The sequence below is a fragment of the Mycobacterium seoulense genome (genome assembly GCF_010731595.1).
Taxonomy (GTDB): domain Bacteria; phylum Actinomycetota; class Actinomycetes; order Mycobacteriales; family Mycobacteriaceae; genus Mycobacterium; species Mycobacterium seoulense.
This window is the reverse complement of record NZ_AP022582.1, coordinates 3433141-3459702: the sequence shown is the minus strand read 5'-3', so window position 1 is coordinate 3459702 and position 26562 is coordinate 3433141. Positions and strand designations below refer to the sequence as shown.

General features: G+C 67.1%; 31 protein-coding genes and 1 pseudogene. 12 read left to right on the top strand and 20 right to left on the bottom strand.

The genetic code is table 11. From position 1 onward, the window contains the following. Positions 1-7: 7 nt before the first annotated feature. A complete protein-coding gene (locus G6N37_RS15915) occupies positions 8-856 on the bottom strand; it encodes a mycofactocin-coupled SDR family oxidoreductase (protein ID WP_163681760.1) in 849 nt (282 codons plus the stop codon). Positions 857-1082: 226 nt separating this feature from the next. Beyond that, positions 1083-1733, bottom strand: coding sequence for a TetR/AcrR family transcriptional regulator (locus G6N37_RS15910; RefSeq protein WP_163681758.1), 651 nt, complete (start codon positions 1731-1733; stop codon positions 1083-1085). 194 nt (positions 1734-1927) lie between these two features. Between G6N37_RS15910 and G6N37_RS26645 the strand changes: the two are divergent. After that, positions 1928-2581 (top strand): annotated as a pseudogene (locus tag G6N37_RS26645) (acyl-CoA dehydrogenase family protein); the annotation flags it as partial. Positions 2582-2593: 12 nt separating this feature from the next. Then, positions 2594-3151, top strand: coding sequence for an acyl-CoA dehydrogenase family protein (locus G6N37_RS26640; RefSeq protein ID WP_408632885.1), 558 nt, complete (start codon positions 2594-2596; stop codon positions 3149-3151). On the opposite strand, the gene G6N37_RS15900 is transcribed toward G6N37_RS26640, so the two are convergent. The 8 genes from G6N37_RS15900 to G6N37_RS15865 form a co-directional block, all read right to left on the bottom strand. Continuing rightward, positions 3148-3411 carry a DUF4190 domain-containing protein gene (locus G6N37_RS15900; RefSeq protein WP_163681754.1) on the bottom strand — a complete coding sequence of 88 codons (264 nt, stop codon included), beginning with the start codon at positions 3409-3411 and terminating at the stop codon, positions 3148-3150. The genes G6N37_RS26640 and G6N37_RS15900 overlap by 4 nt on opposite strands. A 90-nt stretch (positions 3412-3501) precedes the next feature. Continuing rightward, the gene (locus tag G6N37_RS15895; protein WP_163685102.1) at positions 3502-4260 is read right to left on the bottom strand and encodes an acyl-CoA dehydrogenase family protein; all 759 of its coding nucleotides are present in this window, start codon (positions 4258-4260) and stop codon (positions 3502-3504) included. 60 nt (positions 4261-4320) lie between these two features. Then, on the bottom strand, positions 4321-5418 hold the full coding sequence (locus G6N37_RS15890; protein WP_163681752.1) for an acyl-CoA dehydrogenase family protein: 1098 nt from the start codon (positions 5416-5418) through the stop codon (positions 4321-4323). After that, positions 5415-5846: a nuclear transport factor 2 family protein gene (locus tag G6N37_RS15885; RefSeq protein WP_067921276.1), complete on the bottom strand. Its 432-nt coding sequence runs from the start codon at positions 5844-5846 to the stop codon at positions 5415-5417. Before G6N37_RS15885 ends, G6N37_RS15890 begins: the two co-directional genes overlap by 4 nt. Beyond that, positions 5818-7050 carry a metal-dependent hydrolase family protein gene (locus tag G6N37_RS15880; RefSeq protein WP_163681750.1) on the bottom strand — a complete coding sequence of 411 codons (1233 nt, stop codon included), beginning with the start codon at positions 7048-7050 and terminating at the stop codon, positions 5818-5820. Before G6N37_RS15880 ends, G6N37_RS15885 begins: the two co-directional genes overlap by 29 nt. A gap of 3 nt (positions 7051-7053) precedes the next feature. Further along, complete coding sequence (locus G6N37_RS15875; protein WP_073876722.1) at positions 7054-7386, bottom strand: hypothetical protein; 333 nt, start codon at positions 7384-7386, stop codon at positions 7054-7056. Further along, positions 7361-8647 (bottom strand): aromatic ring-hydroxylating oxygenase subunit alpha, encoded by a 1287-nt coding sequence (locus G6N37_RS15870; RefSeq protein WP_163681749.1) that lies wholly within the window; start codon positions 8645-8647, stop codon positions 7361-7363. The genes G6N37_RS15875 and G6N37_RS15870 overlap by 26 nt, the downstream gene beginning before the upstream one ends. Before the next feature lie 13 nt (positions 8648-8660). Beyond that, positions 8661-9197 (bottom strand): carboxymuconolactone decarboxylase family protein, encoded by a 537-nt coding sequence (locus tag G6N37_RS15865; protein WP_163681746.1) that lies wholly within the window; start codon positions 9195-9197, stop codon positions 8661-8663. A 423-nt stretch (positions 9198-9620) separates the two neighbouring features. Here G6N37_RS15865 and G6N37_RS15860 point away from each other — a divergent pair, with 423 nt between their 5' ends. The 9 genes from G6N37_RS15860 to G6N37_RS15820 all read left to right on the top strand — a co-directional run bounded on the left by G6N37_RS15860 (position 9621) and on the right by G6N37_RS15820 (position 17305). Further along, complete coding sequence (locus tag G6N37_RS15860; protein ID WP_163681745.1) at positions 9621-10919, top strand: amidohydrolase family protein; 1299 nt, start codon at positions 9621-9623, stop codon at positions 10917-10919. 74 nt (positions 10920-10993) lie between these two features. Further along, entirely contained in the window at positions 10994-12160 is a 1167-nt protein-coding gene (locus tag G6N37_RS15855; protein WP_163685099.1) for an acyl-CoA dehydrogenase family protein, read from the top strand. Between the two features lie 34 nt (positions 12161-12194). Next, entirely contained in the window at positions 12195-13004 is an 810-nt protein-coding gene (locus tag G6N37_RS15850; RefSeq protein ID WP_163681743.1) for an enoyl-CoA hydratase/isomerase family protein, read from the top strand. 4 nt (positions 13005-13008) lie between these two features. Then, entirely contained in the window at positions 13009-14157 is a 1149-nt protein-coding gene (locus tag G6N37_RS15845) for a thiolase family protein (RefSeq protein ID WP_163681741.1), read from the top strand. Between the two features lie 119 nt (positions 14158-14276). After that, entirely contained in the window at positions 14277-14870 is a 594-nt protein-coding gene (locus G6N37_RS15840; RefSeq protein ID WP_163681739.1) for a TetR/AcrR family transcriptional regulator, read from the top strand. A gap of 17 nt (positions 14871-14887) precedes the next feature. Then, positions 14888-15412, top strand: a complete 525-nt coding sequence (locus G6N37_RS15835; RefSeq protein WP_163681737.1) for a hypothetical protein — start codon at positions 14888-14890, stop codon at positions 15410-15412. A gap of 118 nt (positions 15413-15530) precedes the next feature. Further along, positions 15531-16802 carry a cytochrome P450 gene (locus G6N37_RS15830; protein ID WP_163681735.1) on the top strand — a complete coding sequence of 424 codons (1272 nt, stop codon included), beginning with the start codon at positions 15531-15533 and terminating at the stop codon, positions 16800-16802. Further along, positions 16799-16987 carry a ferredoxin gene (locus G6N37_RS15825; protein ID WP_163681733.1) on the top strand — a complete coding sequence of 63 codons (189 nt, stop codon included), beginning with the start codon at positions 16799-16801 and terminating at the stop codon, positions 16985-16987. Before G6N37_RS15830 ends, G6N37_RS15825 begins: the two co-directional genes overlap by 4 nt. A 33-nt stretch (positions 16988-17020) precedes the next feature. Next, on the top strand, positions 17021-17305 hold the full coding sequence (locus tag G6N37_RS15820) for a DUF1330 domain-containing protein (RefSeq protein ID WP_163681731.1): 285 nt from the start codon (positions 17021-17023) through the stop codon (positions 17303-17305). Between the two features lie 3 nt (positions 17306-17308). On the opposite strand, the gene G6N37_RS15815 is transcribed toward G6N37_RS15820, so the two are convergent. From G6N37_RS15815 to G6N37_RS15775, 9 genes are all read right to left on the bottom strand, one after another. Next, positions 17309-17509 carry a ferredoxin gene (locus tag G6N37_RS15815; RefSeq protein ID WP_007168596.1) on the bottom strand — a complete coding sequence of 67 codons (201 nt, stop codon included), beginning with the start codon at positions 17507-17509 and terminating at the stop codon, positions 17309-17311. Positions 17510-17519: 10 nt separating this feature from the next. Next, entirely contained in the window at positions 17520-18725 is a 1206-nt protein-coding gene (locus G6N37_RS15810) for a cytochrome P450 (protein ID WP_163681728.1), read from the bottom strand. Between the two features lie 111 nt (positions 18726-18836). Then, positions 18837-19637 (bottom strand): NAD(P)-dependent oxidoreductase, encoded by an 801-nt coding sequence (locus G6N37_RS15805; protein ID WP_163681726.1) that lies wholly within the window; start codon positions 19635-19637, stop codon positions 18837-18839. After that, positions 19634-20443: an NAD(P)-dependent oxidoreductase gene (locus tag G6N37_RS15800; RefSeq protein WP_163681724.1), complete on the bottom strand. Its 810-nt coding sequence runs from the start codon at positions 20441-20443 to the stop codon at positions 19634-19636. The genes G6N37_RS15805 and G6N37_RS15800 overlap by 4 nt, the downstream gene beginning before the upstream one ends. Next, the gene (locus G6N37_RS15795) at positions 20440-21333 is read right to left on the bottom strand and encodes an alpha/beta hydrolase (RefSeq protein ID WP_174813840.1); all 894 of its coding nucleotides are present in this window, start codon (positions 21331-21333) and stop codon (positions 20440-20442) included. Before G6N37_RS15795 ends, G6N37_RS15800 begins: the two co-directional genes overlap by 4 nt. Continuing rightward, positions 21330-22985 (bottom strand): thiolase C-terminal domain-containing protein, encoded by a 1656-nt coding sequence (locus G6N37_RS15790; protein WP_163681722.1) that lies wholly within the window; start codon positions 22983-22985, stop codon positions 21330-21332. Before G6N37_RS15790 ends, G6N37_RS15795 begins: the two co-directional genes overlap by 4 nt. A gap of 152 nt (positions 22986-23137) precedes the next feature. After that, on the bottom strand, positions 23138-23458 hold the full coding sequence (locus G6N37_RS15785) for a hypothetical protein (RefSeq protein ID WP_163681720.1): 321 nt from the start codon (positions 23456-23458) through the stop codon (positions 23138-23140). A 120-nt stretch (positions 23459-23578) separates the two neighbouring features. Beyond that, positions 23579-23875 carry a ferredoxin gene (locus tag G6N37_RS15780; protein WP_163681718.1) on the bottom strand — a complete coding sequence of 99 codons (297 nt, stop codon included), beginning with the start codon at positions 23873-23875 and terminating at the stop codon, positions 23579-23581. Beyond that, positions 23872-25179: an NADH-ubiquinone oxidoreductase-F iron-sulfur binding region domain-containing protein gene (locus G6N37_RS15775; RefSeq protein ID WP_163681716.1), complete on the bottom strand. Its 1308-nt coding sequence runs from the start codon at positions 25177-25179 to the stop codon at positions 23872-23874. Before G6N37_RS15775 ends, G6N37_RS15780 begins: the two co-directional genes overlap by 4 nt. Before the next feature lie 36 nt (positions 25180-25215). Between G6N37_RS15775 and G6N37_RS15770 the strand changes: the two genes are divergently transcribed. Then, a complete protein-coding gene (locus G6N37_RS15770; protein WP_163681714.1) occupies positions 25216-25689 on the top strand; it encodes a hypothetical protein in 474 nt (157 codons plus the stop codon). Positions 25690-25694: 5 nt separating this feature from the next. On the opposite strand, the gene G6N37_RS15765 is transcribed toward G6N37_RS15770, so the two are convergent. Next, entirely contained in the window at positions 25695-26561 is an 867-nt protein-coding gene (locus tag G6N37_RS15765; protein ID WP_163681712.1) for an alpha/beta fold hydrolase, read from the bottom strand. Position 26562 lies beyond the last annotated feature (1 nt).

Here is a 26562-nt window from a genome sequence, read left to right as displayed (position 1 = left end):
ACGAACTCTATTTCAAGCAGCTACCCGCATCGATGGGCAGGGTCACTCCGGTGATGTAGCGGGATTCGTCGGAGGCGAAGAACAGCACCGCATTGCTGACGTCGATCGGTTCCACCCACGGGATCGGCAGGGTGTGGAACAGCTGACAGATGGGCGCCATGTCGTCGGGTCCCGGGTTCTCCAGGTCTGGGCGGAACATCTTGAACGTTCCCTCGTTGTGCAGCATCGGCGTCTTGACGTGGGTCGGGTGGACCGAGTTCACCCGAATCATGTGTTGCCCCAACTCGACTCCGAACGCGCGCATCAACCCGACGACACCGTGCTTGGCGGCGACGTAGTGACCGGTGTGGGGGTAGGCCTTTAGCCCGCCGACCGAGCTGGTCAGGATGATGGAACCGCCCCGGCCACCCGACAAGAGGTGCGGGACACCGGCTTTCACCGTCTTCCACACCCCGGCCAGGTTGATGTCGATCATCTCCGTCCAGTCTTCTTCGCTGGTCTTGTCCAGAGTGTCGCCCCCGTTGCCGATTCCGGCATTGGCCACGATGATGTCGAGCCGGCCCAGTTGTTCGACGCCGCTGTCCACCGCGGCCTTGAGCGCCTGGTAGTCGCGCACGTCGACTTCGGCGGTGACGATCCGGCGATTGTGCCCCTTCACCAGATCGGCCGTCTCGGCGAGGTCCTCGGGCGTCGACGCGGGTATCGCGGTGTCGGTGACGCCCTCGCGGATCGGCTTGCAGATGTCGATGGCGATGATGTCGGCGCCCTCCTGCGCCAGCCGCACCGCGTGGCTGCGGCCCTGACCGCGCGCCGCTCCGGTGACGAAGGCGACTTTGCCCTCAACACGTCCGGTCATGGCTACCCCTACTCCTGACTAGTGATCGCACGCCTCGGCGCCCAACGGTCCCCCGGGATCGCCGACCTCGCCGCTTCTGCACTCTGTCACCACCCCGTCGCGGGTGTCAACGGCAAATCCGTTTTAGTTAGTTACGATTCTAAATATTAGAGAATCGCATTCTCGTCAGCAAATGGCGTGCGCTATTTGGTCAGCCCGAGCGAGGGGCGGGGACGCTGCGCTTGCGCTAGCCGACGAAGCCGCGCGAGCAGAAATCCCATACCTCGTCGCTGGTGATGGGGTGGACGGTCGCGTCGTCGGAGCCGCCGCTGGATTGCGCGATGAACATGACCGTTTGCATGGTCATGGCGGCCATTCGCTTCGGATTGACGCCCGCCCGCAATTTACCCGCGTCGCAGGCCGCTTCCATCAGTTCGGTCAGCAACGCCAACAGCGGGGCGTGCGCCACTTTGACCTCGGCCGGGTGCGTCACCAGCAACCGCGGCGCGAAGTCGGTGAACAGTGGCCGCTGGGCCGTCGGGTCCGGTCGGGAGGCCTCATACAGGAGCTGGACGGCGACCTTCAGCCGCTCCAGGGGGTCGGACTGGCTTTCGGTGGCGGCGCGAATCTGGTCGGCGGACCGGCTCAGGGCGTCTTCGAACAGCGCCAGCAACAACTCGTGCTTGCCGTCGAATTGCAGGTAGAAGCTGCGTAGCGACTGGCGGGACCGGTCGACGACCTCCTGCACGGTGAAGTCCGTGGAGCCCTTCTCGATGATGATGGCCTGCGCCGCGTCGAGGAAGCGCTGAACCCGTTGCGCGGCGCGCAGTTTCGCCGTCTTGATGGACCTCTCGACGGCGCGCTGCTTCCAGGCGGGCTCTTCGCTCGGGCTGGTCACGGCCGGCTCAGCTGATTGCCGCGAGGGGAGAACATGATTGGACTCTACCGGAGAACGCCGTGACATCGCTGCGCTCGACCCCCTCACGGATCATGTGTCGGAGATTGTAACTTTCTTGTCACGAGAATACTATTCTCTTAGACGTGTGTATGGAAGCGTAATCATAAGAGCGAACCGCGCCGTCGGCGGAAATCGTGATCTACCGACGCACGGGAGTGCTCACGACCGTTGCGGGGAGTCGCGTGCAGCTCACCTTTGACGCCGACGTGGAGGCGTTCCGCGCAGAATTCGTCGCCTTCCTGGACACGCATCTGCCCTCCGACGCCGAGGCGTCCGAACGGCCGCGCTCCAGCTCGCACGTGCCGGATTGGGCCCGGCGCTGGCAGCGGTTGCTGTTCGACAGCGGTTGGCTGCTGCCGGGCAACCCGCCCGAGTTCGGCGGACGCAACGCCACGCTGTTGCAGCAGTACGTGTACCTGGAGGAGCTGGGCCGGCGGCGCATCTATCAAAGTTTCAACCCGCAGGGCGTGGGCATCATTGCGGCCTCCCTGTTGACCTTCGGAACGCCCGAACAACAGCGGAAGTGGGCGGTGCCGATCCTGCGGGCCGAGATCACCGCGTCGCTGGGGATGAGTGAACCCGGCGCGGGCTCGGACCTGGCGTCGCTGAAAACCCGGGCGGTGCTTGACGGTGACCACTTCGTCGTCAACGGCCAGAAGGTGTGGACATCGGGCGCCCACGACGCCGACGTGCTGCTGACCTTCGTGCGCACCGATCCAAAGGCGCCCAAGCACAAGGGCATTAGCGTGTTGCTGATCCCGACCGACACACCCGGTGTGGTGCGCCGCCCGTTCGCGTCGATGTGTGACAGCGATGAAGTCGACTTCAACGAGGTGTTTTTCACCGACGCGCGCGTCCCGGCCGAAAATCTGGTGGGCGAGCTGAACGGGGGATGGCGGGTGGCCACCGGGTCGCTGGGGCACGAGCGCGTCATGCTGTGGATGGGATACGTCGACCTGTTGCACGAACTGAGCGTCGATTTCCGTCCATCGGGCGCGCTGGAGCGCGATCGCTACGCGACCCTGGTGATGGACGCCCACGCGCTGCGGCTGATGGGGTCAGCGGCATTGTCGCGGGCCGCTCGCGGGGAGGAGGACGTGCCCGCCCAATCGGTACTCAAGCTGCTGGGTTCTGAGGCGCTGCAGCGGGCAGCCCAGGATGCCCTGGACGCCGAGCATGGCGACGGGCTCGTGCACCGCGCGATGACCGCCCCGTTCGCTCCGCTGAACCTGGACAGCCATTACCGCAGCTGGTTCGACCGCTACGCGCGCACTTTCGCCGCGACGATCGCGGGCGGCACGTCGGAGATTCAGCGGAACATCATCGCCGAGCGTGTGCTGGGGCTGCCGCGGAACTAGCGGGCGTCCAGCCAGGCGTAGTAGCCGATTGCGACCAGCCCAGCCGCGATCGAAACCGCGCCTAATATCATGCCCGCCAAAGCGATTCGGAGATTGTTCGCTTCTCCTCGCTGGACCCTTCTGCGCGCGATGTCACCCGTTATCACCGCCGCGATGCCGAAGGGCACCCCGACCAGCATCCAGCACGTGAGGAGGGCGACCAGGCCCACGAGCAGCGAAGCGACGCCCATCTCGTTTCGGATCGGCTCGGGCTGACTCATCGCGTCCCATCCTGTTGGCGGCCAGACGCAGTCTACGCGCCGGGTTTCCGGCGCCATCCGTCACAGAAACTCCGGACGTGGCGCGCGAGGCTACAGCTGCGCAAGCCGGGGCGCGAACCGCTTGTCCACCAGTGTCTTTCCGGCCTGGCGGGTCAGCTCGCGGGTGTTTCCCAACAGCCCGTCCAGGATCAGCGACCGCTTGACGTGGTGGTGTAGCGAGTGCTCGGCGGTGAAGCCGATGCCGCCGAGCACCTGCTGGCAGTGGCGGGCGGCGGTCAGCGCGGCCTGGCCGGCGGCGGCCTTGGCCAGCAGCGAGGCCAGCCCGTCGTGATCGTGGGACTGCGCGGCGACATGCAGCGCCGCTTCGGCACCCTCGATCGCGACGAGCGTCTCAGCCAGCCGGTGCCGGATCGCCTGGAAGGAACTGATGTGCCGCCCGAACTGAACGCGGTCCAGCGCGTGCTGGCGCGCCAGCGACAACATGGCCCGGCCGGTGCCGACCAACCACCAACCCAGTGCGCGCCGGCCGGCATCCAGCGCGGACGACGATAACGAATCACCTTGAGGCACACGGTATATCGGCAGCGACTCGTCGATCGCCGATTCGGCGCCGGCGCCGCGCTCCCATCTCACCCAGGATCCGCCGGCGAACGGTAGCGGCGGGGTGCCTCCCGGCGCGGCGCCGATCTCGCGCGACACCACGTCGTTGAGCACCGGGGCATGAGCGCCCGTCTCGCCAAGCAGACGGAACACCAAAGGGACAGCAAAGTCGGGCATTTCGTCCAACATGTCGCGCCAGCCCAGCTCGATCAGCGCCGCGTCGAGCTCGTCGCCCGATGCGGCCACCATCGTTGTTCGCAACGAACCTTCCAGCAGGCGCAACGACTCGGCGTCGGTGGTGTCCACGGTTCACTCCTTCCCGAGGTCGAGGAGCCGGCGCGCGATGATGTTGCGTTGGATCTCGGCGGTGCCGCCGTAGATGGTCGCCGCCCGCGAGTACAGGTATTCGGGGCGCCACGGCGTGTCGTCGAGCTCGAGCGTTCCGGGCAGCAGGTCGCGGACGGTGTCGTAGAGCCGTTGCTCGGCGCCGGCGAGCAGCACCTTGTCGATCGAGGTGTCCGGTCCCAGCCGTGCTCCGTCGCGCAGCCGGTGCTGGGTGTCGCGGGATCGGCAGCGCAGCGTGTGCAACGCCAGATAGGCCGCCCCGAGCGCGGATTCGTCCGGCTCACCGGCGTCGCACGCCTGGGCGATGAGGTCGTCGAAGCGTGAGTACAGATAGGCGATTCGCTGCCAGAAGCACGTGGACCGCTCGTAAGGGAGCAGGTCCATGGCGAGTCGCCAGCCGTCTCCCGGTCGGCCGAGCATCCGGGTGCCCGGGATCGCCACATCGTCGTAGTAGACCTCGCAGAATTCGTCGACCCCGTGCATCGTCCGGAGCGGCCGTACGGTGATGCCCGGGGTGTCGAGATCGACGAAGAAGGCGGTGATCCCGTCGTGTCCCGGCGCGGTGCGGGTGAGCAGGACGCAGCGTGTCGAGAACTGCGCGAAGCTGGTCCAGACTTTCTGCCCGTTGACGATCCAGTCATCGCCCCGCTGCGTTGCGCGGGTGGTCAGCGACGCCAGGTCGCTACCGGAACCCGGTTCGGAAAAGCCCTGACACCAGTGCTCTTCGCCGCTCAGCAGCCGCGGCACCATCTCGGCGGCAAGCGCCGCCGGCGCGTAGTCGATCATCGTGGGCGCGAGCACCTCGAGCATCGAATAGGGCCCGGGTTCGGCGAGGCGGCGACCAACCACCTCTTCGCCGACGATCGCGCGCAGCACCGCGGGACCGCCCAGACCGCCGACTTCGGCGGGCCAGCCGTAGCGCATCCAGTCGGCGTCATACAGCGCGCGGCTCACCCGGGCGAACTGCCGCATATGGCCCTGCAGGGAGTGGTCGGGGCCGGGGGTCAGGTCATTGTCGTCGAGCCAGGCGCGCAAACCCGCCCGGAACTCCTCGACATTCACGGCGTGGGGCGGCCGACGGCGTGCGGGCGCCCGGAGTCGTGCACGCCGCTGCGGCGGATGAACGTCATGGCACGGGTTTTCAGCCGCCATCCGTCGGGGGTGCGGGCATAGGTGTCGCGGTAGTAGCCGATCCGCATGTCATGGGTGGCGTGGTCGATGAAGCACAGCGGCTGGGTGCCGCTGGCGGAATCACCGTCGATGTCGACGAGCGCTGTTCCGGTGAGGAACAAGCCCTTTGGGGCTGCCGCCACCAACTCGGGGAATCTGTCCAAGCGGTAGGTGTCGCCGAAGGCGCTGTAGGTCCCGTCCGGCGTGAAGACGCCGATGAGCCCGTCGATGTCTTCCTGGGTGATGGTGACCGCGTAGCGGGCGAGCAGCTGCTGGATCTCGACCAGGTCGTCAGTTCGCGTTGGCTGTCTTGTCGACATAGACCTTGCCGCCTTTCATGACAAAGCTCACGTTCTGGGTAACGGTGATGTCTTCCAAGGGGTTTCCCGGCACCGCGATGATGTCGGCGAGCTGGCCCGCCGCGAGCCGGCCACGGTCGGTCGAGTTGATCAGCTCGGCCGCGGTCACCGTCGCCGCCCGCAACACGGCCAACGGCGGCAGCCCCCAATTCACCAGGGTGACCAACTCGTCGGCGTTGCGCCCGTGCGGTATCGCCGGCGCGTCGGTGCCGACCGCGATCTTCACCCCGGCCTCGTGGGCGGCCAATATGGAGGTCCTCGCCTTCGGGAACATCTCGGCCGCCTTGGCCTGCAACTCCGGCGGAGCGTGCGAGACGTCCATCGCGTTACCGTCGGCCAACCGCCGCGTGCTCACCAGGAAGGTGCCGTGCTCGACCATCGAAGCGATCGCTTCGTCGTCGATCAAGAAGCCATGCTCGATGCAGTCGATGCCGGCGTCGACGGCATGCATGACCGCCTCGGCGCCATGCGTGTGCGCGGCGACACGCAGCCCTCGCCGATGCGCCTCGTCGACGATCGCCCGCAGCTCCTCATCCGAATAGTGTTGCGCGCCGGGCGGACCTGTCAGCGACATCACCCCGCCCGAGCAGCAGACCTTGATCAGCTCGGCGCCGTGTTTGATCTGGTAGCGCACCGCCTTGCGGATCTCGTCGACGCCGTTGGCGATGCCCTCCTCGACGGTCAGCTCCAGCGCGTGGGGCGCGAACGCCGCAAACATCGTCGGGTCCAGGTGCCCGCCGGTGGGCGTGATGGCATGCCCGGCCGGCACCACGCGCGGCCCGTCGATCCAACCCGCGTCGATGGCCTTGCCCAGCGCGACGTCCAACAGGTAGCCGCCGGTCTTGACGAACAGGCCGAGGTTGCGCACGGTGGTGAATCCGGCGCGCAGCGTGCGCCGCGCGTTCCCGACCGCGCGCAGCACCCGCGTCGGCGGGTCGTCCTGAACCTGGGACAGCCCGGGCTTTTCGCCGCGGCCGCCCATCAACAGGTTGACCTCCATGTCCATCAACCCCGGCAACAGGATCTGGTCACCGAGGTCGATGAGCTCGCCCTCCGGCTCGCCGCCGACCCTCACGATCCGGTCGCCCTCGATCTGCAGCACACCGGGGGAGACGATCTCGCCGGCGTCGACATCGAGCAGCCCGGCGGCCTTGAGCGTCAACACCGGTTAGATCACCGGCTCCCGAATGCACTCCACCCAGGCCGCGCCGCTGTCCGGCACCCTCGGCTGTTTCCACGCCTCGATCGGAAACGACACCATGACGAGCGACTGCATCATGTGCATGAGAGCCTTTGCGTCCTCGGGGAGATCGTCGAGCGGGTATTTGTCACAGTAGGCGATCACGTCGTTGAGCCGGGGGAAAGCCACGTCGTAGAACGCCTGCATCTCGGCCATCGTCGAAGACAGCCGCTTGGCGTAGCGCTCGGGTTCGGTGGCCAGGTCCCAGTCCAAAAAGGGCTCGAGATCGGCGAATTCAGCGGGCAGCAGCGACGTGGCCATTGTTCTGGTACTCCTTCACGTAGTCACCGGTCGTCTTGTGCAGGTGACGGATCAAGACTTCCTGGTCGCACAGCAGGAACTCCGTGACGGCCCGGGTGCCGATCATGGTCTGGGTCGCTTCCAGCGTGTTGGCGTCCTGCAGCGCGTACTCCTTGAAGGTCACGGCGGCCAACTCCTGGGCAAGGCGTTCCCGCGCATTGCGCGGCGGGACGAAATACAGCGTGCATTCGAAGAGGTGCTTGTCCACGGCCGTCGGCCAGTAGTGGTAGGTCAGGTACCAACCCGGCTCCCAGATCAACAGCATGAAGTTCGGGTAGAAGAGCCACGAGTCGATGCCCCACTGCGGCACCCTCTTCACGTTGACACCCGGTGGCAGCTCCAGCTTCTCGATGAGCTCCGGCTTGTCCCACGGGCCGAACAAACCGCTGCGCAACACCTGGTCCATCGGCTTGACCATGGACATGTCCGGGGGCGGGGCCTGACCACCCCACGTCGACTGCAGGCTGTGCGGCCCGGCCACCTCGTAGTGCAGCGCCTCGTAGCCGTACTTTTGGATCTTGGCGGCTTCTTCCTTGGTGTACTGCCCCTGGTGCAGGATCGGCGCGTGGTAGAACTCGACGAACGCGTCGATGAACAGCTTCCAGTTACTGCCGACCTCGGCGCGATAGGAATAGGTCTCGGTCATCTCGCCGAAGGGGTAGCCTTCGATGCTCTTGGCCAGTGGCCCGAGGTAATCGACGAGCGGCGCCGCGTTCTGGTCGAAGTTGATGAAGATGAAGCCTTCCCACACCTCGCACCGGATGGGCGCCAGGCCGAAGTTGCCCTTGTCGAGATTGAAGAACTCCTCTTCCTGTTGAACGAAGGTCAGGTCACCGTCGAGGCTGTAGCGCCAGGCGTGGTACTTGCAGGTGAACTGCCGGCAGGTGCCGGAGGTCTCCTCGTTGGGGAAGTCGTTCCACACCAACTTGTTTCCCCGGTGGCGGCAGACATTGTGATACGCCTTGACCGATCCGTCCTTCGTCTTGACGATGATCACCGACGTGCCCTTGCCCGCCGATGGCAGCTCCCTGGTGAAGTAGCTGCCCGCGCGGGGGAGACGGTCGACGCGGCCGACGTTGAGCCACGTGCGCCTGAAGACCGCCTCCCGCTCGGCCTCGAAGAATGCGGGATCGATCGAGTCGGTGTAGTCGACCGGTGCCGTGCCGAGTTCGGGATAGTTCTCTGTCCAGCTACCGGCGGCCGGCTTGGGGAAGTGGGGCACCTTTCTACCTCTCTTAGTGTTCCTGATCGGCGTTCTCGAGCTGTACGCCAAAAGTGTTGAAGGCCATGGCCAGTAGGGCGTAACAGCCGACCGTGAAGACGAAATCCATGCGCTGCTGGTCGTTGAGGCGCTCGCCGAGCGCGGCCCAGGTCTCGTCGGACAGCTGGGAATTCTCCTCGAGCTCGTCGACGCCGGCGATCACCGCGCGGTCAAACTCGTCCAAGCCGCCGGCGTCCTCGCCGGCAAAACTCCGCACCGCGGCGATCTCGTCCTCGGTGATCCCTTCGGCCTTGGCCATCGAGACGTGATGGGACCACTCGTAGGCGCAGTTGCGGCGGTGCGCGACCCGCAGGATGGCGAGCTCACGGATGCGCGGCGGCAGCGTGGACGAGGTCAACAGGTGGATGTTGAAGCGGAGAAACGCCTTGGCCAGCGCCGGGTGGTGGGCGAGGGTGCTGAGCGCGTGGTTGGTGTCCGCGTCACGCATCGCCGAGAGCGCCTTGCGGGCAGTGTCGTCCCACTGGTCAGCGGGCAGCGGCGCCAACCGCATCCGCGCACTCCTCTCGCTATCCCCCCAGCCACCTCTCGGTGAAGGAGAATCAGATTCTCATTTCCAACTAATAGAGTTGCATGAATCGGGCGGCCGGTCAATGGCGGCGGGCCCGACCAGAGCCCGTCGCCCGCCCCGGGGAGCCGATATGCCCGCCGTCCTGCGAGAACGTCGGCGACCGCGCCGCTCCGCCGGTCGACGCGGCCGTTCACCGTCGCGCACCGCCGCCCACGGGCGGGCGATTCACCGATCCATTCCGCCCCTGGTCGGCCGGTGAACGCCGGCCGCGGCACCCGCTGGATGTTGATTCTCGCTTGGCGAGAAGATAGTTTTCATTTTAGTGATCTTGGCGCGGGACAGCGATTCGCCGAGGCTGCGTGGGAGCGGAATCGAATAGACGGACCCGACGGAAGGGCAACGGCCATGAACAAAGAAGAGATGATCCTGATCAGCGTCGACGACCACACCGTCGAGCCGCCCGACATGTTCAAGAACCACCTGGCGAAGAAGTACATCGACGACGCGCCCCGGTTGGTGCACAACCCCGACGGCTCCGACATGTGGAAGTTCCGCGACACGGTGATCCCGAACGTGGCACTCAACGCGGTCGCCGGCCGGCCCAAGGAGGAGTACGGGATCGAACCGACCGGGCTCGACGAGATCCGGCCGGGTTGCTACAACGTGGACGAGCGGGTCAAGGACATGAATGCCGGCGGCATCCTGGCCTCGATCTGCTTCCCGTCGTTCCCCGGTTTCGCCGGGCGGCTGTTCGCCACCGAGGACCACGACTTCTCGATCTCGCTGGTGCAGGCCTACAACGACTGGCACATCGATGAGTGGTGCGGGGCCTACCCCGCGCGGTTCATCCCGATGGCCATCCCGGTGATCTGGGATGCCGAGGCGTGCGCCGCCGAGGTGCGCCGGGTGTCGAAGAAGGGCGTGCACGCGCTGACCTTCACCGAGAACCCGGCCGCGATGGGCTACCCCAGCTTCCATGACGAGTACTGGAGCCCGCTGTGGAAGGCGTTGTGCGACACCGACACCGTGATGAACGTGCACATCGGCTCGTCGGGCCGGCTCGCTATCACGGCGCCCGACGCGCCCATGGACGTGATGATCACGCTGCAGCCGATGAACATCGTGCAGGCCGCCGCCGATCTGCTGTGGTCGCGGCCCATCAAGGAATACCCGGACCTGAAGATCGCCCTGTCCGAGGGCGGGACCGGGTGGATCCCCTACTTCCTCGAGCGGGCCGACCGCACGTTCGAAATGCATTCCGCGTGGACCCACCAGAACTTCGGCGGCAAGCTGCCCAGCGACGTCTTCCGCGAGCACTTCCTGACGTGCTTCATCAGCGACAAGGTGGGCGTCGCGCTGCGCAACATGATCGGCATCGACAACATCGCCTGGGAGGCCGACTATCCGCACAGCGACTCGATGTGGCCGGGTGCGCCCGAAGAACTGTGGGACGTGTTGTCCATCAATGACGTTCCCGACGACGAAATCAACAAGATGACGTACGAGAATGCCATGCGTTGGTACTCGTTCGACCCGTTCACGCACATCTCGCGCGAACAGGCGACGGTCGGTGCACTTCGCAAAGCCGCCGAGGGGCACGACGTGTCCATCAGGGCGCAGGGCCACGAAAAGGACTCCCGAGGCGGCTCGTCCTTCGCAGATTTCGCGGCCAACGCGAAAGCCCTTACCGGCAACACGGACTGACCGCATCGTCGGACTAGCTTGTGCGCCGGCGCCTGTAACCGATTGAAGGAGATCCAGCTGTGCCCGGCGCAGGAATGAACTTCGAGCTGACCGATGACCAGGAGCTGATCCGCCGGTCGGTCGCCGAACTGGCCGGGAAATTCGACGACCAGTACTGGATGGAAAAAGACCAGGCGCACGAGTTTCCCACCGAGTTCTACAAGGCGATCGCCGACGGCGGCTGGCTGGGCATGACGATCCCCACCGAGTACGGCGGGCACGGCCTCGGCATCACCGAAGCCACCATCCTGCTCGAGGAGGTGGCGAAGTCCGGCGGCGCCATGAACGCCGCCAGCTCGATCCACCTGTCCATCTTCGGCATGCAGCCCGTGGTGGTGCACGGTTCCGACGAGCTCAAGGCGCGCACGCTGCCCAAGGTCGCGACGGGCGAAGTGCACGTCTGCTTCGGCGTGACCGAACCCGGTGCGGGACTGGACACCTCGCGTATCACCACGTTCGCGAAGCGCGACGGCGACCGGTACATCGTCAACGGCCGCAAGGTGTGGATCTCCAAAGCCATGGAGTCCGACAAGATCCTGTTGCTCACCCGCACCCAGTCATATGAGGAAGTCACCAAGAAGACCGACGGGATGACCCTGTTCATCACCGATCTGGACCGCAGCCGCATCGACGTCCGGCCGATCCGCAAGATGGGCCGCAACGCCGTCAGCTCCAACGAGTTGTTCATCGACAACCTCGAGGTCCCGGTCGAGGACCGGATCGGCGAGGAAGGCAGGGGGTTTCAGTACATCCTGGACGGTCTGAACCCCGAGCGGATGCTGATCGCCGCCGAGGCGCTCGGCATCGGCCGGGTGGCGCTGGACCGGGCGGTGAAGTACGGCAACGAGCGTGAGGTCTTCGGCCGGCCCATCGGAATGAACCAGGGGCTGCAGTTCCCCCTCGCGGACTCGCTGGCACGCCTCGACGCCGCCGAGCTGATGCTGCGCAAGGCCACCTGGCTGTACGACAACGGCAAACCCTGTGGCCGCGAGGCGAATACGGCGAAATACCTGTGCGCCGACGCCGGGTTCACCGCCGCCGACCGGGCGTTGCAGACCCACGGCGGCATGGGCTACGCGGAGGAGTACCACATCACGCGCTACTTCCGCGAGGCCCGGCTGATGAAGATCGCGCCGGTGAGCCAGGAGATGATCCTGAATTTCCTGGGATCGAACGTCTTGAAATTGCCGAGGAGCTACTGATGACCCGTACGCCGTTCGGCGGCGGCTTGGTGATGTGACGGCCACTGACGGTCCGGTGCTCCTGTCGGAAGACCGCGACGGAGTGCGCACGCTGACCCTCAACCGTCCGCGCCGTAAGAACGCCATCAACCCCGAACTGTGGATCGCGTTGCGCGACGCACTGCACGCCGCCGGCCGCGACCGCAGCGTGCGCGCGCTCGTGCTCACCGGCTCCGGCGGCAGCTTCTGTTCGGGCGCCGACATCTCGGTTCCCGACGATGTTCATCCGAACCACAAGCTGCAGCGGCTGACCGATGTCGCGCTGGCGCTGCACGAGCTGGCGGTACCGACGATAGCCAAGGTGACCGGAGTGGCCGTCGGGGCGGGCTGGAACCTCGCGCTGGGATGCGACTTGGTCGTCGCCACACCGGAATCCAAGTTCTGTCAGATCTTTTCCAAGCGTGGTCTGTCGATCGACCTCGGCGGTTCCTGGCTGCTGCCCAAACTCGTTGGCCTGCAACAAGCCAAGCGGCTGGCGCTGCTCGCCGAGATGATCGACGCCGAGGAGGCGTACGCCCTGAACCTGGTGACGTGGGTGGTGTCCGGCGCGGAGATCGACGCCTTCGTCGACGATCTCGCCGACCGGCTGGCGGCCGGTCCTCCGATCGCCCTGGCCCACACCAAGGCCCTGCTGAACGAGGGGGCCGGGAGCACCCTGCGGGGGGCGCTGGCCAACGAGGCCCGCGCCCAGGTGGGTAATTTCGCAACGGCCGACGCCGCCGCTGCCTATGCCGCTTTCGCGGAGCGCCGGGAGCCGTCGTTTACTGGCCGGTGGGCGTCAACAAGATCCAGGGAAGCGGAGTAGGGATATGCGGGAAACAGTCATCGTCGAAGCCGTGCGCACCGCGGTGGGGAAGCGCAACGGCGGCCTGTCCGGGATGCACGCCGCCGACCTGTCCGCCGTGGTCCTCAACGAACTGCTGGAACGCGCCGGCGTGGGCCCGGAGCTCGTCGACGACGTGATCTGGGGATGCGTGTCGCAGGTCGGCGACCAGTCCAGCAACATCGGCCGCTACGCGGTCCTGGCCGCCGGCTGGCCCGAGACCATCCCCGGCACCACCGTCAACCGCGCGTGCGGGTCGAGCCAGCAAGCGCTCGACTTCGCCGTGCAGGCGGTGATGTCCGGCCAGCAAGACGTCGTGGTAGCCGGCGGTGTCGAGGTGATGAGCCGGGTTCCGCTCGGTTCGGCCAGGGCGACCGGCATGCCGTACGGCCCGAAGGTCCTCGCCCGCTATGACGACTTCTCCTTCAACCAGGGGCTGTCGGCGGAGATGATCGCCACGAAGTGGGGGTTCTCCCGCACCCAGCTGGATGAATACTCCGTCCAGTCCCACGAACGGGCCGCCGCGGCCCAGGACGCCGGCGCGTTCACCGGCCAGATCGTCCCGGTGTTCACCGACGACGGATCGGTCGTCGCCGCCGACGAGGGCGTGCGGCGGGGGACCACGGTCGAGAAGCTCAGCGGGCTCAAGCCGGCGTTCACCGAGGACGGTGTGATCCATGCCGGCAACTCCTCGCAGATCTCCGACGGCGCGGCGGCCCTGCTGGTGATGACGGCGGAGATGGCGGTCGAGCTGGGGCTGACCCCGTTGGCGCGCTACCTGGCGGGCGCGGTGACCGGGGCCGACCCGGTGCTCATGCTCACGGGTCCCATCCCGGCGACCGAGAAGGTGCTCAGGAAGGCCGGTGTGCCGCTGTCGGAGGTGGGCGCATTCGAAGTGAACGAGGCCTTCGCGCCGGTGCCGCTGGCATGGCTTGCCGAAACCGGGGCGGACCCCGAGCGGGTCAACCCGCTCGGCGGTGCCATCGCGCTCGGGCACCCGCTGGGTGGTTCGGGGGCGGTGCTGATGACGCGCATGCTGCACCATATGCGCGACAACGGAATTCGATTCGGGCTGCAGACCATGTGCGAGGGGGGCGGCACCGCCAATGCCACCCTCGTCGAGCTCGTGCCGTAGCGCCGGCACAACCCAGGCCGGAAAACGGCACCCCCGGGTGACCCTTGTCACAGGCCGCAAACTAACCTACTGTGTGTTCACTAGGTTGGTTCAGCCCGCCAATTCCTCGAAGGAGTCCGGTGCCCGACGCGCGGCCGTACGACACGCTGCTCGCCAAAGGCGAGGACCGCAAGCAGCGGATCCTCGAGGTCGCCCAGCGGCTGCTCACGCGCAATGGCTGGCGCAGCACCACCCTCGCCCAGATCGCCGGCGAGGCCGGCGTCACCCCCGCCGGGCTGCTGCACCACTTCGAATCCAAGGAGCAGCTGCTGCACGCCGTCCTCGACGCGCGCGACCTCGACGACGACCTCCACGCCGACCGGACCGGCGATCTTTTCGCCCAGATCGCCCAGGTCGCCGACCGGTTCAACCGCGCGCCCGAACTGGTCGGGACGTTCACGGTGCTGCTGGTCGAGAACATCCTGCCCGAGGCTCCGCTGCACGACCGGATGCTGGCCCGGCATCGCGCCGCGACCGACATCGTCGCCGATCTCATCCGGCGCGGGCAGGCCGACGGCCGGTACCGCACGGACATAGACCCCGCCGTCAAGGCAGTGGAAATTCTCGCCTTCGTCCACGGAATGGAAACCACATGGTTGCTCGATCCATCGATACCCCTGACCGAGGTGTTCAAGCAGTACGCCGAGACGCTGGCGCGAGACTTCGCCCCATAGACGAGCCGCGCGAGGACATGAGATACCGGCTCGACGTGGTCGCCGCCACCGTCGTCGACGTGGTGCGGTTCGCCGGCGGCTGGCTCTTCGACCGCGCGATGGCGGGGTGGGACGTCACCGTTCTCCTGGCCGACCTGGCTGACCTGGCTGACCGCCCGGACGATCGGCCGCTGCACATCCTGGGCGCCCAAGTGGTCGACCTCGAAGACGCGTTGGCGTCGGTGCAGACACGCCCTCGCCCCCAGGCCCTGGCGGCCGCGTCCGACCTGTTCGGGTGCGACTCGCGCGTGCGGCAAGGGGTGTTGCAGGCCCTCGACCGTGGGGTTACCGAGGTCACGCTCTGGGGTGAGACCTGGCCCGCCGAACTCGACGACAGCGTCGGCCTGGTGCAGCACCGGCTCAGCATGGCCGCACGCACGTTCAAAGCCCAGGCCCTGGCCGCCGCGGCCCTGCCGGCCGCCCCGCTCGGCCATGTCGAGACCTTCCGCAGCGGGCTGCTGGCCTGGCCATCGGTCGCCGCCGATCTGATTCCCGCCGGCTGACGCGGCATACCGGCATGCGGGGCGACGGCCCCTCGTTGACGACCACCGCGCCTTGTGGAAATGTAATACTCATCTGCGAGAGGCACGTTCTCACTGGCTGAAATTCAAGGAGCGGGAGATGGCGAACGAATTCTCCGAATTGGACTTCTTCCGCGGCAGCGAGCTGATCGACGACCCGTACCCCTACTACGAGGCGCTGCGCCGGCAGTGTCCCGTTACGCGGGAGCCCCATCACGACGTCACGATGATCACCGGTTGGGACGAGGCCTGCGCCGTGCTCAACGACGCCGAGACCTGGTCCTCGTGCATCTCGGTGACCGGCCCGTTCCCCGGCTTTCCGGTGCCGCTGGAGGGCGACGACGTCACCGAGTTGATCGAGAAACACCGCGACGAATTGCCGTTCAGCGACCAACTGCCGACGCTCGATCCGCCGACCCACACCAACCACCGCTCGCTGTTGATGCGGCTCATCACCCCCAAGCGCCTCAAGGAGAACGAGGACGCCATGTGGGTGCTCGCCGACCAGGTGCTCGACGCGTTCCTGGCGCCCGGCCACGGCGACTTCATCAAGGGCTTCGCCGGCCCGTTCACGCTGCTCGTCATCGCCGACCTGCTCGGCGTGCCCGAGGAGGATCGCGACAAGTTCGTCAAGGGCATCCGCGACCACTCGGGCGGCGGCGTCGGGGGGACCAAGGGCTCGCTGGCGCACAGCCCGCTGGAGTTCCTCTACGGTCTTTTCTCCGACTACGTCCGGGACCGCCGCCGCGACCCCCGCGACGACGTGCTGACCGGCCTGGCGACCGCAACGTACCCGGACGGCTCCGTCCCCGAGGTCGAGGACGTGGCGCGTGTCGCCAGCAACGTCTTCTCGGCGGGGCAGGAGACCACGGTGCGGTTGCTGGGTGCGGCCCTGCAGACGCTCGGGGAGCGGCCCGACATCCAGGCGCAGCTGCGCAAGGACCGCAGCCTGATCCCCAACTTCATCGAGGAGTCGCTGCGCCACGAGAGCCCGGTCAAGGGCGACTTCCGGCTGAATCGGGTGCCCGTCAACGTCGGCGGCGTCGACCTGCCCGCGGGAACCACCGTGATGGTCGTGCAGGCGGCCGCCAACCGTGATCCCCGCCGGTTCGACGACCCCACCACGTTCGACCCGGCCCGCAAGAACGCCCGCCAGCACATCTCGTTCGGGCGCGGAATCCACAGCTGCCCCGGCGCGCCGCTGGCGCGTGCCGAAACCCGGGTGGCGATCGAGCGCCTGCTCGACCGGACCTCCGAGATCCGGATCGACGAGCGCAGGCACGGTCCCGCGGATGACCGCCGCTACCAATACGTTCCGACGTACATCCTGCGCGGACTGACGGAGCTGCACCTGGAGTTCACCCCGGCATGAAAGTCACAGTCGACGACCAGCGCTGCCGCGGCCACGGCGTCTGCACGACGCTGTGCCCGGAGGTGTTCAGCCTCACCGACGACGGATACGCCGAGGCGATACCGTCGGACGTCCCACCGCAATTCGAGGCGGCCACTCGCGAGGCGATCGAGTCGTGTCCCGAGCAGGCCATCGGCGAGATCTGATCAGCACCGCAGGGAAACAAGGAGATTCACGAAGTGGCTAAGGGATACGTCATTTTGACGGAGGCCATCAAGGATCCGGAGGGCATGAAAGCCTATGCCCGGGCCGCCGGTTCGGCCATGGCCGGCGCCACGATTCTGGCGGTGGACGCCACCCCCAGGGTGATCGAAGGCACCTGGCACGGCGACCAGACCGTCGTGCTGGAATTCGAATCGGTGGACGCGGCCCGCGCGTGGTACGAGTCCGAGGCCTATCAAGAAGCGGCAAAACTGCGGCAGGCCGCGGCCGACTGCAACGCCGTCATCCTCTCCGGGTTCTGATCGCTACTCGCCCACGATGGAGATGGCCTGCCGGGGGCACTGACGAACGGCCTCGCGCACGTCATGTTCGTTCTCGGGGGTGACTTCCTCCTGCAAGACGGTCAGCATGTCGTCGTCGCCGAGGAGAAAGATCTCCGGATTGATGCCCATGCAGACGCCGTTGCTCTCGCACAGTCCCCAATCGACTTCGATTTTCTTCGTCACGGCAACCCCCTTATCGAAGGACCTTGACGGGCACGTTCTTCCAGCCCGCGACGTTTTGCATGTTCACCCGCTTGCACCCGGCCCAGTCCACCTCGTAGCGGGGCATGAAGTCGAGCAGCCTCTCCAGCGCGATCCTGCTTTCCAGGCGGGCGAGCGCGGCGCCCAGGCAGCTGTGGATCCCATACCCGAGCCCGAGGTGTTGCGCCTCGGTCTGGTCCCGCTCGATGTCGAAGGTGTCGGCGTCGGTGAAGGCCTCCGGGTCGCGGTTCGCCGCGGCGCCGCACAGGAACACCGGCTTGCCGGCAGGAATGACGCCGCCGCTGACGTGTGCCTCCCTGAGGGTGTAGCGGACGTTGTACTGCACCGGACCCTCGTAGCGCAGTAGCTCTTCCACCGCCCCGGGGATCTTGTCGCGGTCCTCCTGCAGCTTCTGCCACTGGTCGGGGTGACGGGCGAAGATCACCGCCGCGTTGCCCATCAGCTTGGTGACGGTCTCGGCGCCCGCCCCGCCCAGAAGGGTTGCGAATCCGCAGATCTCGATGTCGTCGAGCTTGCGCAGCTGGCCGTCTTGGCCGGGGATCTCGGCCGCGATCAGCCGGCTGATCATGTCGTCCTGCGGTTCTTGGCGCCGCTCCTGCACCAGGCTGAAGTAGTACATCGCCGTATCGATGTTGGCCTGCATGCCGGCTTCGCTGATCTCGATCTGGCCCGGTTCGTGGGACAGGCTGGTGTCGATCCAGTGGCGCACCTGCTGTCGGTACTCCTCCGGCACCCCGGCCATCCGGGTGATGACCTCCACCGGGAACGGCCCGGAGAAGTCCTGCACGACATCGAAGTTCTCGGGGTCGGCGGCACCCAGGTATTTGTCGATCACCTCGATGATGGTCTCGCGCTGCGACTGGATCGCGCGGGGGGTGAACGCCTTGTTGAGCAGGCTGCGCATGTGGCGGTGCTCCGGCGGATCCATGAAGATGATCGACTTCTGCTCCGGGGCGATGCCCCTGCGCACCATCGCCAGGTCGCAGCCGCGCGCCGAGGAGTATGTCTCGAAGTCCTTGAAGGCGGCCGCGACGTCCTCGTGGCGGGTCAGCGCGTAGAAGTCCTCTTTTTCGTCGTAATACAGCGGTGCTTCCTCGCGCATCTGTCGATAGATGTCGAACGGGTTGTTGAAGTAGTCCTCGGAGTACGGATCGAAGACGACCTTCGGTTTTGTCACTGATTCCTCCTCAGCGGCGAGGGTGGGCTGAACCGTTACAGCCGAGTCGTTGACTGTAACGGTAACGGTAATACCTTCGTGACGAACCGGAAAGAGCGAAACGCCAGCTTCTCAAACCCTCTTCGCGACGTCGATGGACTGGATGAGCCCCTCGAGGGCACCCAGATCGCCGCCGAGTTCTGCGCTGATGCCGCGCACGACGGCGACGTCCTTGTTCACGAATTCACCGGCAACGTCGATGAACGACGCGACGGAACCTCCCGCCGCCACCAGGTCCAGGACGCGGCTGGCCGCGCTGCCGTGCGCGAGCGCGGTCAGCAGCGTCGACTCGGGCACGCCGAGCCGCCCGCCCAATCGCGTGGCCTCCGCGAGCAGCCCGATCTGACCCGCGAACAGGGCGTTGTTCACGAGCTTCACTTTCTGGCCGGAGCCCCGCGGGCCGACGTGCAAGACGGGATCGCCGTAGCTGCTCAGCACCGGCCGCACCCGTGTGATCGCGTCGTCGGCGCCGCCCACGAAGAGCGTGAGCCGGCCGGCGGCGGCGTCGTGTGGGCCACCGCTGACCGCGGCATCGATGACGTCGATCCCGTCGACGAATGCGGCGAGGGCGTCGATCGTTTTCGGGCTGGCCGTGGTGTGCACCACCAGCGCCGCGCCGGGCGGCATGGCGGACAGCAACCCGCCGTCCAGGCATACCTCTCGCACCTGCTGATCGGTGAACACGCAGAGCAGCACGACGTCGGCCTGCGCGGCGGCATCGGCGACGTCGCGGACCGCACGCGCGCCGAGCCGCTCGAGGTCGGTCCGATTTCCGGACGTCCGGCCCAGGGCCCGGACCTCGTGCCCGGCTGCTACCAGGCGGGCCACCATGGGCCGGCCCATTCGGCCGGCGCCGACGACCCCGACCCTCACCGTGGATGGCCCATGCGGGCCAGGGCGGCATCGGCCGCCTCCAGCACGGCGCCACCGCTCACCCCGGCCCGGTCGGCCAAGTCGACCACCAGGCGGACGTCCTTTTGCAGCAGTGTCCCGGCCACGCCGGCGAGCCGGTCCAATCCGCCGATCCCGCCAAGGGCGTTGAGCGCGAAGCTGTTCCCGCTGCTGCGTGAGACGACTTCGGTGAGGCGGTCCGGGTCGACGCCGAGGGCGCCGGCCAGCGACAGCGCGCTGGCCGCGGTGCCCAGGTGGGCGGTGAACAGCAGGTTGTTGAGCAGCTTGGTGGTTTGACCGGAACCCAGCTCCCCGAGATGGACGATCGGGTCGGCGTAGGTTGCGAAGACCGGGCGGCACCGTTCGACGACGTCGGCGTCGCCGCCGACCATCACCATCAGGCGCCCTTCGGAGGCCGCCGGTGCGCCGCCACTCACCGGCGCGTCGATGACCGAAATGCCTTTGGTCGCCGCCTTCTTCGCGAGTTCGCGGCAGGTGTTGGGGTGAACGGTGCTGTGCACCGCGATCACACCGCCCGGCTTCATCGCCGCCAACAACTCGCCGTCCACGAGCTCGTTGACGTCCGCGTCGCCCACGACGCAGAGACACACCAGATCGCTGGCCGCCGCGAGCCCGGCCGGTGACTCGGCGACCTTCGCCGTGGTGTCGGCGAACGGATCCAGGGTCGCGCGCCTGCGCGCCCACAGCGTCGTCGGGTAGCCGCCCTCGACGATCCGTCGCGCCATGGGGGCGCCCTGACTGCCCAGACCGATGAACCCGACCCTCATCCGGCCTCCAGGTCGCCTTCTTTATCAACGGGATTCACCTTCGCCGCCACACAGTCGTCGGCGAACGCGAAAACCTTCGCGTGGTAGTCGGCCGCGGTGTGACCCAGGCTCATGTTGTGTCCCGCGTCGGGCTGCCGATGCACGGTGAATCGCGGCGAGCCGGAGAACAGCTCCTCGATCTCGGCCACCGCGGAAGGATCGTTCTGCCAGACCTTTTCGTGTTCGGCGATGCTGAATTGCACCGGGACGCGCACCGCGGGCGCGAGCGCCGGAAAATCCTGGCGGGCCCAGTTGGAGACCATCTGGTCCTCATAGGACGGCGCGGTCGGAGACACCGTGGCGCCGGTGAGAACCTCGGGCGGGTAAAGGTTTTCGGGGTGCCACAGCAGCTCACGCAGGCCGGCCGGGCGGCGTTCGCGTGTCGCGGTTTTCAGGATGTCCCGGGCCGCCGGGTGGTAGCGCCGGCCCGTCCCGGCCAGTTCGATGCCCAGCAGCTCGGCACCGCGCTCGTCGGCGCCCATCCGCATCACGAGTTCGCACCCGCCGGAATGGGCCATCAGGAACAACCCCGCGCCGCGTGGCCGATCACCGAGGATGCGGTCCACCGCCCCGTAGGCGAGATTGACCCGCTGCTCTGGCAGGGCCATCGCCTCCGGATAGGGCGCGGAGCTGCCGTAGCCGGGCCGGTCGAGCGCCACCACGGTGAATCCGGCTGCCGCGCCGGTCCGTAACAGCGACAACGACGGGTGGCCCGGGCAATCGAAATACACCGCGGTGGTGCCTCCGCCGTGGATGGCGACGATCACGGCCTTGGGCTCTGCGGATTCGGCGATCAGCGCCGACATCGGCACGCCGTCGACGATCACCAGCCTGGGCCGGGGCGTACTCATGTATCGGCCCGGAGCAACAACACACCGCTGGGGGTGAGGCCGCCGCTGCTGACCACGCCGACGCGGGCGCCGGCGACCTGGCGGGCCCCGGCCTCCCCGCGCAGCTGGGTGACCGCCTCGTGGACGAGGCCCATGCCGTGGGTGCGGCCGTGCGAGAGCTGGCCGCCATGTGTGTTGAGTGGCAGCTGGCCGTCGCGGGCGATGTTCTTGCCGCCGTCGAGGAACTCTTTGGCCTCGCCGATGCCGCAGAAGCCCAGCGCCTCGATCCACGACAGACAGTTCATGGTGAAGCCGTCGTAGAGTTCGGCGACGTCGACGTCGGCGGGCCGCAGCGAGGTGCGGGTCCACACGTGTGCGGCCTGGCCCAGCACCTGCGGCTCGTGAGTCAAAGTGCTTTGGTCCCAGTCGATTCGCTCGATGATCTGCGTGCCCACCGCCTCCACCAGGACGGGCGGCTTCGCGAGGTCACGGGCGGCGTCGACGGCCGAGACGATGACCGCTATCGCGCCGTCGCACGGCACGTCGCAGTCGTAGAGGCCGAACGGCGTGGTGATAGGCCGCGCGTTCAGGTAGTCGTCCATTGTCAGCGGTGACCGGTAGATGGCGGTGGGGTTGAGTTCGGCGTTCGCCCGCTGGTTCAATGCGATCCAGCCGAGAGTCTCTTTGGTGGTGCCGTAGCGGTGAAAGTGCCGCTGCGCGTTCATCGCCAAGGTGTGGGCCGCAGATGTTGCGCCGAATGGCATTTGCCAGCCCGACATCCGGCCCATCGACGGGCTGATCTTTCCCTGCTTCATCAGCTCGCCATTGGTGGCTTCCCACAGCGTGCGGAAGCACAGCACATGACGGGCCAGGCCGCAGGCGACCGCCTGCATGGCCGCGATCAGCGATCCGCCCGGGCCGAATGTCTCCATGGCGCCGTTGTGCCACGTGGGCCGGATGCCGAGCGCCGCTTCCAGCGCGGTCACCCCGCCTTCCCCGAAGCCGCCGACGTTGATCGCGCCGGGGTAGGTCGACAGGCCGTCGATGTCCGCGTACGTCAGACCGGCGTCGGCGATGGCCGCTTCGCACGCCTGCACAGTCAGCGCCAACGGCGGCTGCATCAGCCGGCGACCGATCGGCGACATGCCGATCCCGGTCAGCGCGACCTTGTCTTCGAACTTCTCCTGGGTCAGCATCGGGCGTACGTGCTCGCCGAAGCGCTCCGGCGCTATTTCGTCGATGGGCAGTGGACCGGGCCCGGCGTCTGGTACCGGCCGGAACAGCGGAAACCACACGTCCTCGACCTGCTCGAAGACGACCTCGACCTGTTGGCCGAGTTCGAGCCGATCCGGCTCGCACTCGATGATGTTGGTGGTCAACCGAACCCGCGGATCTTCGGCGATCGCCACCTGCGCGATCACGTAGGGCGCGACCAGCCCGGGCAAACTGAACCGTTCGTTGATGGTGAACCCGGCGAGCGTCGCCCGGCCGGAGACCGCTCGCACCCCGACGTCGAGTGAGCGGCAGTACCGGCACACCGGCGCCGGCGGATGGATCAGCGATTCGCAGCTATTGCATTGCTGCAGCCGCAGCGCGCCGTCGGCGCCCGAGGTCCAGAAGAATTCGTTGTCCTGCGTGATCAGGGGCAACGGTCGTCCCGGTGCTGCTGGCACGTCACCTCCGCGCGTCGAACGGTCCTCCGAGTGCAAACTCGGTAGGGCCGTTATACGAATCGGAGAATTACGTTATCACCTGCGGGCCGGCGCGATCGGGACGGTGTTGGCGGGGCTCGTCGTGCACGCCAGGTGAGGCGCCGGCCGACCCGTCACAGCGGCACCCAGGCGCCGCCCAAGTAAATGCCCCACTGGTGAAACCCGACACTCCACATCGGGGGCTCCGATGTCCACCACGGCTGTGGCGGAGGCGGCGGCACGTCTTGCCCGGCGAATGACGGGGCGTATGGCGGCGGGGGCGTGTACCACGCCGGCGCTGCCGGCGGCGGCTTGCACTCGCGGGTCGCCGGATTGAACGACATGTTGTGATCGCACTCCGCCGAGCTGATTGCCGGCGTCGCGATCACCGCGACTGCCATCGCCGCGAAGGCGGCCGCTGTGAGGGCGGTCAGACGACGAACGAACCATCTCATGGTGGGCCTCCCATTCGGGGCCGTCCTGACTTTGGCTGCTGTCAGCTTATTCCGTCGAGACCGCCGCGACCAGGTCGAGCGCATTCGGGGGCGACAGCACGGCTCTTCGGGAGCCACGGCTCAGCGGGTGAATCCCCATTCCGCCTCGTTCTCTTCGGTCTTGAGGTACGCGGCCGGATCTTCGGCATCGGTGAGGGGTGGGTGCGGGGCGGGCGAGGTGCGTTCCCCGATCTCGGCGATGGCGTGCACCGGGCAGTCCATCAGGGCGCGCATGACCGCATCGCGATCCGACTCCGCCACGGTGCCGTCGCCGATGAGGGACGCGTAGCCCCAGTCGTCCAGCGAGAAGTATCCCGGCGCGAATTTCGCGCAGATCCCGAAGCCGTCGCACACGGTGCGGTCCAAGCGGATCTTCATGCGAGCCTCACAGCTTCCGCCTCGTAGGGACGGTCGGCGCGGAACGCGCCACGGGTGCAGTCCGGGCAGGTGCCGGCGAGATGGGCGGCGACTTCGCCGGGGAATTGACCGAGCAGGCTGGCGGCGACGTTGGTAGCGGCGTCCAGTGTTGCGCACGCGCCGCGTCCGCGCAGCAGCACCGACCAGCGGCGCAGTCGTTCGACGTCTTCTGTCGTCGCGGCGCCGTCGCGCAGCGCGCCGGCGGCGGCGGCCATCGCGGCCGTACCGTTGAAGCACGATCCGCACTGCCCGGCGTTCTCCCGGTCGAAGTAGGCCAGCACCGACGCCGCGATCGCGACGGGACAGTCGTCGGTGATCACCGAGATCGCGCCGCAACCCAGCCCGCTGCCGAGCCGCCGCATCGTCTCGTGGTCCAACGTCGTTTCCAGCACGGTGCGGTTGAGCAAACCGGCGAAGTAACCGCCCATCAATGCCCCGCGCACCTGATCCACCGGAACGCCGTGCAGCGCGAGAAGTTCGGTGAACGGCATACCGTGCGGAAGCTCGTAGAGGACGGCCGGCCGGCCGGCCCCGGTGATGGTGGCCAGGAAGGTGCCCGGGGAGAGCGATGTGCCCTGCGAACGGAACGCCGCAGCGCCGTGGCCCTGCAGGTACGGCAGGTTGGCCAGAGTCTCGACGTTGCTCACCAGTGTGGGCCGATCACCGACGCCGGTCTCGAAGGGGCGTGGGGGCTTGTCCGTCGGCTTGGCGGGGCCGCCGTTGATCGCGCGGACGGCGGCCGTCTCCTCGCCGGCCACGTACCCGGGCTGCACGGTCAACATGTCGACCGTGACGCCACCGAACGCGTCGGGATCGAGCTCGTGAAGCGCGGCCTCGACGCTGTGCGCCGATTCCGGGTCGGACACGTAGACATAGGCGCGGTCCGCGTCGATGACCGCGGCCGCCAGCCGGAGCCCGTCCAGGATCAGGTGGGGGCGGTTGCGCAGCAACCAGCGGTCTTTGACCGAAGCCGGTTCTCCCTCTTCGCCATTCGCGACGACGACCGAGCCACCGGCGCTGCGACCATTGTCGCGTACCGCGCGCAACTTGGTCGCGAGTGGAAAGGCCGCGCCGCCGCGGCCGACCAGCCCGCCGGCTTCGACCTCGCGCAGCAAGGCATCCGCGTCGACGAGCGGCCGGTATCCGCCGAGCCGTCGATACGCCGTGAGGTCTTCGCCGGACTTACCTGTCCGTTCGACCAACAACCGGGGTTCACAGCCGGGCCAGGTGGCGGTGGTGATGCTGGTGGATTGCGCGGTGTTCACGGCTGGCCCGCCATCGTCTTGGTTAGGCTTGCGTCCATGCGAACTGCGGTGGTGCGCGTCAATGTTGACCCGGAAAGCGCATACACGCCCGCGCAGCTACGAGGCGGCATGGCAGCGCTCCTTCGGGTTGCGCGTGAGGCGGGTGCCGACGTGGTCGCGAACGACCTTGCGGCGATGCCGGTGGGCCGCCGGGAGGTCGAAGTGCTGATCGCGGCCGAACACGGTGACGACGCCAAGAAAGCGGCGATCGAGTTGTGCGCCAATGTGTTCGGCGGCTCCCCGGTTCCCGGAGTGGTCACCTTCATCAGCCGGGGCACCGACGCTGACGCGCACGGTGTGCTGTCCGGTTTCGGGCTCACCGGTGACATCGAGCGGACCCCGGGTGACGACGGTTTCGACATCGTGTACGTGACGCTGCGCGAGGAGGATCTCGAACGCCTCCCGGAAAGCCGAATCCACACGGCGCTGGAGGCGTCGCTCAACTGCGAGGTTCACATTCGCACGGTGTAGGAACATCACGAGCCCAGGAACTCGAGGATCGCGGGCGCGGCCTGCACCCACGTGTCGAACATGTTGAAGTGCTGCACCCGCCCGGCCGCGCGGTCCTCGGACGCACGTTCCCACGCGTCCTCCGGCCACGGCGGATCGATGAGCTTGGACCCCTTGATCAAGCAACTGACCTCGAGCGACGTTCGCTTGGGGTGATCCATGTCGTTCTCGCCGCCGCGAATGATCAACGTGGGAACCTTGATTCGGTCGAACATCTCGTCCTCGACACCCGGAATCGTCTGCCCGGGTTTGGACACGAACGCGTTGAGCCAGCGCAGCATGACCTTGAGGAACTCGTCTTTGTCGAAGTCGAGGAACCGCTGTTTGTTGTCGGGGTTCTCCTCGATGCGATCGCGCCATTCCTGCACCTTGATCACGCCGTCCATTCCGGTGCCGCGCACCGCGAGAATGCTCGGGATGATGTAGAAGGAGCCCAGCACGAAGCTGCCGTAGATACCGCCGACGATGTTCCACACCACGAGCTTGGTGACCATCTCGGGGTAGAGCATCGTGGTCAGCATGGAATCCCTTGCGCCGCCGGATCCCCCGGCGAGGATGCAGCGCTCGAAGCCCAGCCCGGTCACCAGCTTGTGCAGCGTCTCGGCGCGCATGTGCGACTCGCTCTGCCCGTAGAACTGCACGTCGGAAGCGCCGCAGTTCGGCCGGTCCCACAGCAACACGCGATAGCCGCCGTCGGCGAGTGCGTCGGCAAGCGGACGCAGGCCCTCGATCTCCTTGCTGAACCGCCCACCCGGCGTCAGCGCAATGAGATCACCTGAGTCACCGAGGATTTCGTAGACGACGTTTCCCCCGTTGATCTCGATAGAAGGCACG

Coding starts and splice junctions, on each gene's coding strand:
- G6N37_RS15915 (WP_163681760.1), bottom strand. CDS start 856: ATGACCGGACGTGTTGAGGGCAAAGTCGCCTTCGTCACCGGAGCGGCG.
- G6N37_RS26640 (WP_408632885.1), top strand. CDS start 2,594: ATGTGTGACAGCGATGAAGTCGACTTCAACGAGGTGTTTTTCACCGAC.
- G6N37_RS15900 (WP_163681754.1), bottom strand. CDS start 3,411: ATGAGTCAGCCCGAGCCGATCCGAAACGAGATGGGCGTCGCTTCGCTG.
- G6N37_RS15895 (WP_163685102.1), bottom strand. CDS start 4,260: ATGGTGGCCGCATCGGGCGACGAGCTCGACGCGGCGCTGATCGAGCTG.
- G6N37_RS15885 (WP_067921276.1), bottom strand. CDS start 5,846: ATGTCGACAAGACAGCCAACGCGAACTGACGACCTGGTCGAGATCCAG.
- G6N37_RS15875 (WP_073876722.1), bottom strand. CDS start 7,386: ATGGCCACGTCGCTGCTGCCCGCTGAATTCGCCGATCTCGAGCCCTTT.
- G6N37_RS15865 (WP_163681746.1), bottom strand. CDS start 9,197: ATGCGGTTGGCGCCGCTGCCCGCTGACCAGTGGGACGACACTGCCCGC.
- G6N37_RS15860 (WP_163681745.1), top strand. CDS start 9,621: ATGAACAAAGAAGAGATGATCCTGATCAGCGTCGACGACCACACCGTC.
- G6N37_RS15855 (WP_163685099.1), top strand. CDS start 10,994: ATGAACTTCGAGCTGACCGATGACCAGGAGCTGATCCGCCGGTCGGTC.
- G6N37_RS15845 (WP_163681741.1), top strand. CDS start 13,009: ATGCGGGAAACAGTCATCGTCGAAGCCGTGCGCACCGCGGTGGGGAAG.
- G6N37_RS15835 (WP_163681737.1), top strand. CDS start 14,888: ATGAGATACCGGCTCGACGTGGTCGCCGCCACCGTCGTCGACGTGGTG.
- G6N37_RS15830 (WP_163681735.1), top strand. CDS start 15,531: ATGGCGAACGAATTCTCCGAATTGGACTTCTTCCGCGGCAGCGAGCTG.
- G6N37_RS15825 (WP_163681733.1), top strand. CDS start 16,799: ATGAAAGTCACAGTCGACGACCAGCGCTGCCGCGGCCACGGCGTCTGC.
- G6N37_RS15800 (WP_163681724.1), bottom strand. CDS start 20,443: ATGAGGGTCGGGTTCATCGGTCTGGGCAGTCAGGGCGCCCCCATGGCG.
- G6N37_RS15795 (WP_174813840.1), bottom strand. CDS start 21,333: ATGAGTACGCCCCGGCCCAGGCTGGTGATCGTCGACGGCGTGCCGATG.
- G6N37_RS15785 (WP_163681720.1), bottom strand. CDS start 23,458: ATGAGATGGTTCGTTCGTCGTCTGACCGCCCTCACAGCGGCCGCCTTC.
- G6N37_RS15780 (WP_163681718.1), bottom strand. CDS start 23,875: ATGAAGATCCGCTTGGACCGCACCGTGTGCGACGGCTTCGGGATCTGC.
- G6N37_RS15770 (WP_163681714.1), top strand. CDS start 25,216: ATGCGAACTGCGGTGGTGCGCGTCAATGTTGACCCGGAAAGCGCATAC.